Genomic DNA, 11,669 nt, shown 5'->3' on the forward strand with positions numbered 1-11,669 from the left:
ACAATGACACTACGATAGTCCGAACCAGAGAAGTTATTGAAATGAAAAAATCTGATTATCAGTCTGCTAGCGAAATCGTTATATTTGGCGCATTAGGCGATTTATCCCGTAGAAAGTTACTTCCCGCTTTATATCAATTAGATCACGCAGGTCTACTTAGTGACGAGAGCCGCATAGTTGGTGTTGCTCGCCACGAGATTGAACTAGCGGAGTTTGTTCAAACGATAGAAGAAAACATTAAGAACTTTGTAAAAGAGGATCTTAATGAAGAAACCCTTGCACGTTTAAAATCCCGTTTAGTTTATCAGCAACTCGATTTTAAAGACACCGATTCATATACCCAGTTGGCAGAAAGATTTTCAAATGGCGGCGCTCGTGTTTATTACTTCTCGACACCTCCGGCAATTTATGGCGATATTTCTGACGGTTTACACGCTGCCGGACTCATTGCGCCTAACGATCGTGTGGTAATGGAAAAACCAATTGGTCACTGTCTCGAGTCTTCTAAGATTGTAAATGATCAAGTGTCGCGCCATTTTGCAGAAAATCAAATTTATCGTATTGACCATTACTTAGGAAAAGAAACTGTTCTCAATTTGTTAGTATTACGTTTTGCAAATTCATTGTTTACAACAAACTGGGATAGAAACTTTATCGATCATATTCAAATTACTGTCGCAGAAAGCGTCGGTATAGAAGGCCGTTGGGGCTTCTATGATGAAGCAGGTCAAATGCGTGACATGGTTCAAAATCATTTGTTGCAAATTCTATCTTTGCTGGCCATGGAGCCGCCTGCTGATTTGAGTGCAGACAGTATTCGAGATGAAAAATTAAAAGTACTTAAAGCCTTATTGCCCATAACTACGCAAAACGTCAAAGAGAAGACTGTTAGAGGGCAATATACAGAGGGTTTTCTAGGTGGTTCGCCTGTGCCTGGTTATTTAGAAGAAGAAGGTGCTAATCCTTCAAGTCAAACTGAAACTTTCGTAGCGATTAAAGCAGAAATTGATAATTGGCGTTGGACGGGAGTACCGTTTTACTTAAGAACTGGCAAACGTATGCCTGCCAAACATAGTGAAATTGTTGTTCACTTCAAACAGCAGCCACATAACATTTTTAAAGACAGTTACGCAGATTTACCTGCAAACAAACTTACGATTCGTCTTCAACCTGATGAAGGTGTTGAATTACAGATGATGAATAAGATCCCTGGAATCGCATCACAAATGCGTATCCATGAGAACAAATTAGATCTGAGCTTTTCTGAGGCTTATAAGGATTCTCGCGTAATTGATGCATATGAACGTTTAATGTTGGAAGTCATTAATGGTAACCAATCTTTATTTGTTCGACGTGATGAGGTTGAAGCTGCTTGGGCATGGGCTGACGGCATCATTCAGGCATGGGAAGCGTCATGTGAACCACCTAAGCCTTATGCCGCAGGATCTTGGGGACCAGTATCCTCAATTTCGCTAATTGCCCGCGACGACAGACAATGGGTGGAATAAATATGCATACATTACATACCTACGAGAATAGAAACAAGTTGGATCAAGCGCTCGCTAAATCAGTAAGTGAAATATTAGTGAATGCTGTCAATGTAAAAGGAAAAGCAAGTATAGCGGTTTCTGGAGGTTCTACACCGAAGGGATTTTTTAACGCGCTTTCTCAACTAGACCTACCGTGGCAAGACATTACCATTACGCTCGCTGACGAACGTTGGGTAACAATTGACAGTGATGCAAGTAACACGCGACTTGTTTTTGAAAATCTCATTCAAAACAAAGCGGTTAACGCAAAGTTTTTTCATTTAAAGCAAGGTGAGCATTTAAACGAAGAAACATTGGCAGATCTGAACTTAGCAGCTAATTCGTCAATTTTACCTTTTGATGTCGTCATTCTAGGCATGGGTGAAGATGGTCATACTGCTTCACTGTTTCCTTGTAGCGATCAAATAGATCTTTGCTTGGCTGACAATAGCCCACCGTTAATTAAAGTAGAGCCTAAATCGGCTCCTCATGAACGTATCAGCTTTAGTTTTAATGCGCTTAAGCAAAGTAACAATGTGTTCTTACATATCGTTGGTACCGGCAAGGAAGCTGTACTGCAAGAAGCTCTTGCGAACACCAATGTAAATGAAATGCCTATCAGAGCATTTCTTCAATCCCCAGCAGTAAACACACAAGTGTTTTGGGCGGAGTGATAATGAATAAACGTATATTAGAAATTACCGAACGAATCATTGCACGTTCTAAAGATAGTAGAGCGCAATACCTCGAACGAATAGACGCAGCTAAAGCTGATACAGTCCACCGTGCCAATTTATCGTGTGGAAATTTAGCACACGGCTTTGCTGCTTGTGGCAAAGAAGAGAAGCAAATATTAAGAGGAATTAATCGCTCAGATATCGCGATTGTATCAGCCTATAACGATATGTTATCGGCACATCAACCGTATGAAACGTATCCTGCCATTATTAAAGAGGCTGTAAAAGAAACGGGTGGTGTTGCTCAATTTGCTGGTGGTGTACCAGCAATGTGTGACGGCGTTACACAGGGACAACCGGGCATGGATTTAAGTCTGATGAGCCGTGATGTAATCGCTATGTCAACAGCTGTGGCGCTATCGCACAACATGTTTGATGGCGCGTTAATGTTAGGTATTTGCGACAAAATCGTACCAGGCTTGTTGATTGCTAGTATGACGTTTGGACATTTGCCAACCGTGTTTGTACCCGCAGGGCCAATGCCTTCAGGTATTCCTAATAAAGAAAAAGCGCGAGTAAGACAGCAATTTGCCAAAGGCGAAATTGGCGAAGATAAACTACTTGAAGCCGAATCTGCATCTTATCATAGTGCTGGTACATGTACTTTTTATGGTACGGCAAACTCTAATCAATTGGTTGTTGAAGTCATGGGACTTCATTTACCGGGATCTTCTTTTGTTCCACCGAATACACCATTGAGAGATGAACTAACGCGCGCCGCAGCTAGACAAGTAACCCGTATAACGCAACAGTCAGGAAACTACATGCCTGTTGGTCGAATGGTTGACGAACGCTCTATAGTTAACGCAATTGTCGCGTTGTTAGCCACTGGTGGTTCTACTAATTTAACAATGCACATTATCGCCTTTGCCAAGGCAGCTGGCATCATTATTGATTTCCAAGACTTTAATGATTTGTCGGATGCAGTGCCATTACTAACACGTATTTATCCGAATGGCTCGGCAGATGTAAACCATTTCCATAATTCTGGCGGCATGGCGTTATTATTTAAAGAACTACTGTCAGCGGGCTTATTGCACGAAGATGTTGAAACTATCTGTGGTCGCGGCCTGACTCGCTACACTAAACAGCCTGTACTCGACAATGGCAAACTAACTTGGGTCGATTCTTTAGATGTTTCTGCTGATCCAGAGGTCATTGCAACAGTTAGCAAACCGTTTAAAGCAGACGGTGGTTTGAAAGTGTTAAAAGGTAATTTAGGCACGTCTGTAATCAAAACATCGTCATTGCGCGAAGGCAGTGCTGTTGTTAAAGCACCAGCCGTTGTATTTGAAGATCAGCATGAACTTGAAGCTGCGTTCAAAGCAGGTGAACTAGAAAAAGATTTTGTCGCGGTAGTTAGGTTTCAAGGGCCAAAAGCCCGTGGTATGCCTGAGTTACATAAGCTAACGCCACCTTTGGGCGTATTACAAGACAAAGGCTTTAAAGTCGCATTAGTGACTGATGGTCGAATGTCAGGAGCATCTGGCAAAGTGCCAGCTGCCATACACTTGTGCCCAGAAGCACTCGATGGTGGCTTAATTGCTAAAATTGAAAATGGCGACATTATTTCATTGAATGCTGAAACAGGAGAGTTGTCACTATTAGTATCAGATGAAGAGTTAGCTAATAGAGAATTAAGACTATTCCAAGTTAACGGCCATCACCACGGTATGGGCAGAGAGATATTTGGTTTTATGCGTAGAAACCTTAGCTCGGCAAATACTGGTGCTTGTTCATTATTTGACAATACGGAAGCGTAATTTGGCATGAATAACGTAGTAAACCTAGTTGCCGACATTGGCGGTACTAACTTACGCATTGGACAAGCTTTGCCGGACGGCGAAACAGAGAGTTTAGTTGTTTATCAATGTAAGGATTACCCATCCTTAGAAAGTATCGTTGCGGATTATATTGAGAAATTTAAACTAGAAAATTCTGAAATAAATGCCTGTTTCGCTATTGCTTGCCCCGTCGACAAAGATTTAATAAAGCTGACGAATTTACCTTGGCAGTTTTCTAAGTCGGCGCTTAAAACCACTTTTGGTTTTAGAAAGCTGCTATTGATTAACGATTATACCGCTATTGCCCATGCCGTTCCGCATTTAGCTGAACACCAAAAAGTGAAAATTGGCGATGGAGAAGCAGTTGAAAACTATCCTATTTCCATTTGTGGCCCAGGCACTGGCTTAGGAGTAGCTAATTTATTCCCCGTGGATGGACAATGGGTAAGTGTTGGTGGAGAAGGCGGTCATGTCGACTTCGCACCTATTGATATACAAGAAATAAAGATACTCGAGAAGTTGTTAGAAAAATACGAGCATGTGTCTTATGAGCAACTTCTTTCGGGTTTAGGTATTGAGCAGATTTATCATGCAATATGTCAAATAAATGATATTGAGCCTAAATTTGATACTGCTAAAGACATTACTGCTAAAGACATTACTGCTAAAGCACTGGCAAATGAATGTGATTATTGCGTACAAACGCTTGCACAATTTTGCAAAACACTGGGTAGTTTCGCCGGCAATTTATCACTGACTATGTCAAGTTTTGGTGGTGTATACATTGCAGGCGGAATCGTGCCACGTTTTATTGAATATTTGAAGAATAGTGATTTTAGAAATCGTTTTGAACAAAAAGGGCGCTTTACCCGATTTAATCAAGCGATTCCTACATATGTCATTACGGAATCACAACCGGGCATATTAGGTGCTTCGGCCTATCTTCGCCAACATAATAAAGAGGAATCATGACGTTATCTCAAAATTGGCAAGTGTCGCCAAACGATTTGTTTAATATGGGACCAATTGTTCCAGTATTAGTAATTAAGAATGTTGAAGATGCTTTACCTATTGCTGAAGCGTTATTGGCTGCTGATATAAAAGTACTGGAAGTTACGCTTAGAACGCCAGCTGCAATTGATGTTATACGAACAATTGCTGATGCATTACCTGAAGCCGTTGTGGGTGCTGGTACTGTGACTAACAGAGAGTTATTGCAACAGTCAGCAGATGCAGGAGCAAAATTCGCGATTAGCCCAGGATTAACTAAGGATCTATTACAAGCAGGTAAAGAAGGTGATATCGCACTGATACCTGGTATTTCGTCTATTTCTGAATTGATGGATGGTATTGATGCTGGATATGATCACTTCAAGTTTTTCCCAGCTGAAGCCTCAGGTGGTGTTAAAGCCATTCAATCAATAGGTGGACCATTTCCAGACATACGCTTTTGTCCAACAGGCGGAATCAACTTGAATAATATCAATGATTATTTGGCGTTAAAGAATGTTGCGTGTTGTGGTGGCTCGTGGTTGGTGTCTGACGAAATCGTCAATCAAAAGGATTGGGGAAAAATAACCCAATTAGCAAAAGAAGCGTTGGCGCATGTTAATTTAGCATCATCAAGTCAACTGTGATTTGGGCGGGTGCGCTGTAACTTAGTCACACGTACAAGTATAAAAAATGCGCAAACAGCGCATTTTTTTTTAGTTTTAGGATTAATTCTGGAACTACCTTCCAGTTTTGTAACAACGCACACAAAAAAGCTACTCATATGAGTAGCATTGTAACTTTATTAGATTGGTATAAGTTAAGCAGACTTAAGAATGCCTTCACTCTGGCTGTATTCACATATATAGCTAACAAGATCTAACACCTTGTTAGAATAGCCAATTTCATTGTCATACCATGAAACAACCTTAACGAAAGTATCTGTTAATGCAATACCAGCTCCCGCATCAAATACTGATGTGCAAGTCTCACCGATAAAATCATTTGAAACTACGTCGTCTTCTGTATAGCCCAAAATACCTTTTAACGGACCGTTAGCTGCTGATTTCATTGCCTGACAGATTTCTTCATAGGTGGCAGGTTTCTCAAGATTAACTGTAAGATCAACAACTGAAACATTTGGCGTTGGTACACGAAATGCCATGCCCGTTAACTTGCCATTTAACTGTGGAATAACTTTACCCACAGCTTTGGCTGCGCCCGTTGACGATGGGATTATGTTTTGTGCTGCTCCGCGTCCGCCTCGCCAATCTTTAGCAGATGGGCTGTCTACTGTCTTTTGAGTTGCAGTAGTGGCATGAACGGTTGTCATTAAACCGTCTTTGATCCCCCAGTTATCGTTAAGGATTTTAGCGATAGGCGCAAGACAGTTTGTCGTACAAGAAGCATTAGATACAATCTCTTGACCTTGATAACTGTTTTCGTTTACCCCAACAACGAACATAGGAGTGTCATCTTTGGAAGGGGCAGACATAACTACCTTTTTAGCACCAGCACGAATGTGTTGACGGGCAGCGTCGTCAGTTAAGAATAAGCCAGTAGATTCAACAACTACATCAACGTCTATTTCATCCCATTTCAATGCTTCAGGGTTACGTTCAGCGGTAACGCGTATCTCTTTTCCGTTTACGATTAGCGTATTGCCTCGCACTTCGACCGTACCTTGGAATCGACCATGCGTTGAGTCGTATTTGAGCATATATGCCATATAATCGATGTCGATAAGGTCGTTAATTCCTACAACTTCAATATCATTTCTTTCCGCAGCAGCTCTAAACACAAATCTACCAATACGCCCAAAACCGTTAATTCCAACTCTAATTGTCATAACTCACCCTATCAAATTTACATAATGTAGTAAAATTACATCAAATTTGCGATATTACAAGTTTTAATTGCTCCATATAGTGATATATCATAACAAAAGAAATATTATTACGAATTGTGTTATGTGTTTATATGCGTTGGTTATTAATGGGTTAAATACGGATTATAGTTAGCAATAATGGTGTTTGCGTGGTAGAATGCGCCACAATTTAAGACGAGTTCGACGTAACGGAAGAAATAAAATGACACAATCAAACGTGCAGTGCGACATTGGCTTTATTGGATTGGGCGTAATGGGCAAAAATTTAGTGCTCAATTTAGCTGATAATGGGTACTCAATTGCGGCTTTTGATTTGAATAAAGAAAAAGTTGACGATGCAATTGCGCAAGATCTTGCGGAAAAACAATCTGGTGAACCACGTGTTATTGGATGTTCTTCTTATACCGAGCTCTTATCAAAGTTAAAAGCACCACACCTTATTGTTTTGTCAGTTCCAGCCGGCGAACCTGTCGATCAGGTTTGTGCTAGTCTAATTGGTGCAGGTATTCAGCCTGACGACATAGTTATCGATACCGGTAACAGCTTATGGGTAGACACTGTTGCCAGAGAGAAAAAGTATCAAAATCAATTTATTTTATTTTCGTCAGCTGTGTCTGGTGGTGAAGTAGGGGCTCGTTTTGGTCCTGCGCTAATGCCGAGTGGCTCGCCTTATGCGTGGACTCGTATCAAACCTATTTGGGAAGCAATCTCAGCGAAAGTAGATCCTTCTACCGGTAAACCTATTGAAAGAACTAAGCCAGGCGAAGTGGTTAATCATGGAGAGCCATGTGCTGCCTATATCGGTCCATCTGGTGCTGGGCATTACGTTAAAATGGTGCACAACGGGATTGAATATGCTGATATGCAAATTATCTGTGAGGCATATCATGTATTACGAGAAGGTGTTGGTCTTTCCGTGGCTGAAATCGCTGACATATTCGAACAATGGAATAAAGGCCCGTTAGATAGCTACTTAATGGAAATATCTGTTGAAGTGTTACGTCACACTGTTGAGGAAAACGGCAGTAGTGCGCCGTTGGTTGATTTGATTTTGGACAAAGCGGGTCAAAAAGGCACTGGCTTATGGACAGCAATGAGCAGTTTAGAACTTGGCACTCCAGCGCCGACAATTGCACAAGCCGTTTATGCACGTTCAATTTCTTCGTTTAAAGCACTCCGTACAGAAGCTAGTCAGCAACTAAACGGCCCTGAAAAATTAACATTGTCAGAAGCTGAAAAATCAACATTTATTGATTACCTTCATGATGCGCTTTACTGTGCAAAGATATGCGCTTACGCACAAGGTTTCCAATTAATGAAGCTTGCTGAAAAAGAGCATGGTTGGTCGTTAGATTTTGCTAGCATAGCCAAAATTTGGCGAGCAGGCTGCATTATTCGTGCGGTATTTTTGCAATCAATAACGGAAGCGTTTGAACGAAATGAAGCATTAGAGAATTTATTGCTTGATTCGTTCTTTATTGAACAACTCAATGGTCATCAGATGAATTGGCGTAAAGCCGTTGCACAAATTACACTTATGGGTATTCCAGCGGGGGCGATAGCTTCATCGCTTTCTTATTTTGATTCCATGAGAAGCGGTGTATTACCAGCAAACTTACTTCAAGGCCAGCGTGACTTTTTTGGCGCGCACACGTTTGAACGTGTGGATAAAGCTGCAGGCAAAAAGTTTCATGTTGAGTGGTCTCAGGCAGACAGGCCAATGTTAGCTATCAGCTAATCAATGACTAAATCACAAAGGAGCGAGCATGAAAGACGAAGAGTACAAAGCAAAACTATCGCCTGAAGCCTATCAAGTTTGTCGGCTCGCTGCTACAGAACGGCCTTTTACTGGCATCTATAACGATCACTGGGTAAATGGAACCTATCATTGTGCCTGTTGTGAGCAGCGTTTATTTACTTCACAAGCTAAGTTTAATTCGGGCTGTGGCTGGCCAAGTTTCTATCAGAGTATTGAAAAACAAGTGGCATACCGTGAAGATCATACGCATGGCATGTCGCGTATTGAAATATTATGTGCTCATTGTGATTCACATTTAGGGCATGTATTTGATGATGGACCACAACCAACGGGTAAGCGATACTGCGTTAACTCTTTGAGTTTAGACTTTAAAAAAGAAGAATAACGCAGTCTTATAACACCTAATATTTCGGGGCTTTGAACTGCCCCTCTTCAATTTTATCTAATGTAGACGCTGCCACTTTGTCCAAGAACGCTTGGTCGAGATTGTGCTGAGCTGTGAAATTAATCAAAGTATTCTCAGTAATATCTGCATCTTCAGGGTCATACAACGCCAACATTTTTAGCCAAATGTAAGATTGTTTAGGTTCATTTTTATCCGCATAAATTGAAGACAGCGATTTAAATATCTCTACGTTTATTTTCGCTTGTGGTTTGTATAGTTCTAAGGCGTGATAAAGTAACCCTAATGTTTTGTCGGGATCTCGTTTAATATAATAGGTTGCCAAATCGAACAAAGATTCTGGATTTTCCATCGCTTTTGTTCCCTCTAAAGCGAGAAATTTATGTAACGCTTCTTCATCTAAATGACGAGTCCAGTGAAAATAAAGTAGGCGAGGGTGGGTCATATTTTTCGTTTCATTTGAAAGCTCTTCAATTTTTTCTTGCGCTTTCATCCAGTTATTGATGCGCTTTGTTTTCTTTTCTTTTAGCTTAATGTGCTCAATTTTAGACGCATGGGCCATACACTTGCTGTAGCTTTCGTATGCAATAAGACGATTAAACTTATTGAGTTCATTCGGCTTTTCTTTATCTGCTAAATTAGCTAAACCTACGTCAATTCTTTCTTTTTTACACCAAGAATCTTCTTCAAACTCATTACAAATTTCAGGGTGCATTTCGCATAACGTGGCAAAATTATTACCATTATCACAACCTACACTCAAGGTGGCTAAGCCTAATAAAACAACTAGAGTCACTTTCATCTATTTTGCCTAATTTTAGTGAAATAATTTGTGTAACCAGTGGCGAAATATTTCATGTTGAATTACAATACGCGCGCATTTGGCTATTCATGATTTATTTGTATAATCAATGATAGCCTATCGTTCAATTGACTGAAATAAAAGGTTTACGTAATGACGTCTCATCTTGAGCAACAATATCAAACTAGCTGGCAAGAACGCCAAACTTTTGCAGAAAATATGCAGCCGATTATTGGCCAATTATTTAGAAACAAAGGAATTGAAATTTCTGTATATGGTCGTCCTTTGGTTAACGCTTCTGCGATCGACATTATAAAAGCTCACAAATCAGTTGCTTTGCATGAAGAAAGCAAATTACGTTTACGTGAAAGCTACCCATTCGTTGAAGCATTAAGCAAAATGCCACTTGCTCCAGCGCGCATCGATGTGGGTAAATTGGCGTATAGCTATTTATTTAAAGGCGCTGCAAATGGCCTTTCAATTGAACAATATCTAGAAAAAGAATTAACTGAAATCTCTAAAGGCGCAGAAGAGCAAGAAAGTAAAGACGTTGTACTTTACGGTTTTGGTCGCATTGGTCGCTTACTAGCTCGCCTTTTAATTGAGCGTGCTGGCCCAAGTGCAAAACTAAACCTTCGCGCAATCGTTATTCGTCCAGGCAAAGACGGCGACTTAGCAAAACGTGCGAGTTTATTACGTCGCGATTCTGTACATGGTGCATTCAACGGCAGCATTACCATTGATGAAGAAAACAACGTAATTAAAGCAAACGGTGCGTTTATAAAAGTAATTTACGCTAAATCGCCTTCAGAAATTGATTACACGCAATACGGTATTAATGACGCTTTAGTGGTTGATAATACAGGTATTTGGAGTGACGAAGAAGGTCTTGGTCAACATTTACAATCAAAAGGTGTGAGCAAAGTATTGCTAACAGCACCAGCTAAGGGTGACATTAAAAACATCGTTTATGGTGTAAACCATGACATGATTTTAGATGAAGATAAGATTGTATCTGCTGCTAGTTGTACAACGAATGCAATTACACCTGTTTTAAAAGCAGTAAATGATCGTTTTGGTATTAAGAACGGCCACGTTGAAACTGTTCACTCATATACAAACGACCAAAACTTAATTGATAACTACCACAAATCACCTCGTCGTGGTCGTAGTGCTCCATTAAATATGGTTATCACATCTACTGGTGCTGCAAAAGCAGTGGCTAAAGCACTACCAGAATTGAAAGGTTTATTAACAGGTAACGCGATTCGTGTTCCAACGCCAAACGTTTCTATGGCAATTATGAACTTAAACTTAAAAGAAGCTACGACTACTGACGGTTTAAATGACTACTTACGTCAAATCGCATTAGACTCAGATTTACGTAACCAAGTTGATTATACAGCTTCTACAGAAATCGTATCGACTGATTTAGTTGGTTCACGTTATGCTGGTGTTGTAGATTCTGAAGCGACTATCGTTGACGAAGATCGTGCAGTGCTATACGTATGGTACGACAACGAGTTTGGTTATAGCTGTCAGGTTGTACGAGTAATGCACGAAATGGCTAACATTAAAGTGCCAACGTTACCTGCTAAATAAGCTACATATCATAATGTAAAATGTTCGAAAGGTGCCAAATGGCACCTTTCAGACTGATGACAAAGTCCTAGACAGTAGTCTAGGACTTTGATCTAATAAAAACATGGAAATTCACAATAATGAACCATGTTAAGAGAGCCATCCCCGCAACAACACGAACTGGAAATGGTTACGT

10 protein-coding genes are annotated in these 11,669 nt (G+C 40.5%); 8 read left to right on the top strand and 2 right to left on the bottom strand.

From position 1 onward, the window contains the following. Window positions 1-41: 41 nt before the first annotated feature. Genes zwf through ACSLUK_RS04360 form a run of 5 tightly spaced genes read left to right on the top strand, consistent with a single transcriptional unit; the run spans window position 42 to window position 5,687 of the window. Window positions 42-1,508: a glucose-6-phosphate dehydrogenase gene (gene zwf, locus ACSLUK_RS04340; RefSeq protein WP_448547291.1), complete on the top strand. Its 1,467-nt coding sequence runs from the start codon at window positions 42-44 to the stop codon at window positions 1,506-1,508. A 2-nt stretch (window positions 1,509-1,510) separates the two neighbouring features. Next, a complete protein-coding gene (pgl, locus tag ACSLUK_RS04345; protein WP_448547292.1) occupies window positions 1,511-2,203 on the top strand; it encodes a 6-phosphogluconolactonase in 693 nt (230 codons plus the stop codon). A gap of 2 nt (window positions 2,204-2,205) precedes the next feature. Further along, on the top strand, window positions 2,206-4,029 hold the full coding sequence (gene edd, locus ACSLUK_RS04350; protein WP_448547293.1) for a phosphogluconate dehydratase: 1,824 nt from the start codon (window positions 2,206-2,208) through the stop codon (window positions 4,027-4,029). Window positions 4,030-4,035: 6 nt separating this feature from the next. Next, window positions 4,036-5,022: a glucokinase gene (locus ACSLUK_RS04355; RefSeq protein ID WP_448547294.1), complete on the top strand. Its 987-nt coding sequence runs from the start codon at window positions 4,036-4,038 to the stop codon at window positions 5,020-5,022. Continuing rightward, entirely contained in the window at window positions 5,019-5,687 is a 669-nt protein-coding gene (locus ACSLUK_RS04360; RefSeq protein ID WP_448547295.1) for a bifunctional 4-hydroxy-2-oxoglutarate aldolase/2-dehydro-3-deoxy-phosphogluconate aldolase, read from the top strand. The genes ACSLUK_RS04355 and ACSLUK_RS04360 overlap by 4 nt, the downstream gene beginning before the upstream one ends. 173 nt (window positions 5,688-5,860) lie before the next feature. Here ACSLUK_RS04360 and gap read toward each other — a convergent pair whose 3' ends face one another. Then, window positions 5,861-6,889, bottom strand: a complete 1,029-nt coding sequence (gene gap, locus ACSLUK_RS04365) for a type I glyceraldehyde-3-phosphate dehydrogenase (protein WP_448547296.1) — start codon at window positions 6,887-6,889, stop codon at window positions 5,861-5,863. A gap of 241 nt (window positions 6,890-7,130) precedes the next feature. Here gap and gnd point away from each other — a divergent pair, with 241 nt between their 5' ends. Then, on the top strand, window positions 7,131-8,666 hold the full coding sequence (gene gnd, locus ACSLUK_RS04370; RefSeq protein ID WP_448547297.1) for an NADP-dependent phosphogluconate dehydrogenase: 1,536 nt from the start codon (window positions 7,131-7,133) through the stop codon (window positions 8,664-8,666). 28 nt (window positions 8,667-8,694) lie between these two features. Then, window positions 8,695-9,072, top strand: a complete 378-nt coding sequence (msrB, locus tag ACSLUK_RS04375; RefSeq protein ID WP_448547298.1) for a peptide-methionine (R)-S-oxide reductase MsrB — start codon at window positions 8,695-8,697, stop codon at window positions 9,070-9,072. Window positions 9,073-9,088: 16 nt separating this feature from the next. Here msrB and ACSLUK_RS04380 read toward each other — a convergent pair whose 3' ends face one another. After that, complete coding sequence (locus tag ACSLUK_RS04380) at window positions 9,089-9,892, bottom strand: DUF2989 domain-containing protein (RefSeq protein WP_448547299.1); 804 nt, start codon at window positions 9,890-9,892, stop codon at window positions 9,089-9,091. Window positions 9,893-10,045: 153 nt separating this feature from the next. Between ACSLUK_RS04380 and ACSLUK_RS04385 the strand changes: the two genes are divergently transcribed. Further along, entirely contained in the window at window positions 10,046-11,494 is a 1,449-nt protein-coding gene (locus ACSLUK_RS04385) for a glyceraldehyde-3-phosphate dehydrogenase (protein WP_448547300.1), read from the top strand. Window positions 11,495-11,669 lie beyond the last annotated feature (175 nt).

The organism is Thalassotalea fusca (assembly GCF_053485835.1).

What these genes read in the sequence shown, in the direction of transcription:
- zwf (WP_448547291.1), top strand. Translation starts at nt 42, where the DNA reads ATGAAAAAATCTGATTATCAGTCTGCTAGCGAAATCGTTATATTTGGC.
- pgl (WP_448547292.1), top strand. Translation starts at nt 1,511, where the DNA reads ATGCATACATTACATACCTACGAGAATAGAAACAAGTTGGATCAAGCG.
- edd (WP_448547293.1), top strand. Translation starts at nt 2,206, where the DNA reads ATGAATAAACGTATATTAGAAATTACCGAACGAATCATTGCACGTTCT.
- ACSLUK_RS04355 (WP_448547294.1), top strand. Translation starts at nt 4,036, where the DNA reads ATGAATAACGTAGTAAACCTAGTTGCCGACATTGGCGGTACTAACTTA.
- ACSLUK_RS04360 (WP_448547295.1), top strand. Translation starts at nt 5,019, where the DNA reads ATGACGTTATCTCAAAATTGGCAAGTGTCGCCAAACGATTTGTTTAAT.
- gap (WP_448547296.1), bottom strand. Translation starts at nt 6,889, where the DNA reads ATGACAATTAGAGTTGGAATTAACGGTTTTGGGCGTATTGGTAGATTT.
- gnd (WP_448547297.1), top strand. Translation starts at nt 7,131, where the DNA reads ATGACACAATCAAACGTGCAGTGCGACATTGGCTTTATTGGATTGGGC.
- msrB (WP_448547298.1), top strand. Translation starts at nt 8,695, where the DNA reads ATGAAAGACGAAGAGTACAAAGCAAAACTATCGCCTGAAGCCTATCAA.
- ACSLUK_RS04380 (WP_448547299.1), bottom strand. Translation starts at nt 9,892, where the DNA reads ATGAAAGTGACTCTAGTTGTTTTATTAGGCTTAGCCACCTTGAGTGTA.
- ACSLUK_RS04385 (WP_448547300.1), top strand. Translation starts at nt 10,046, where the DNA reads ATGACGTCTCATCTTGAGCAACAATATCAAACTAGCTGGCAAGAACGC.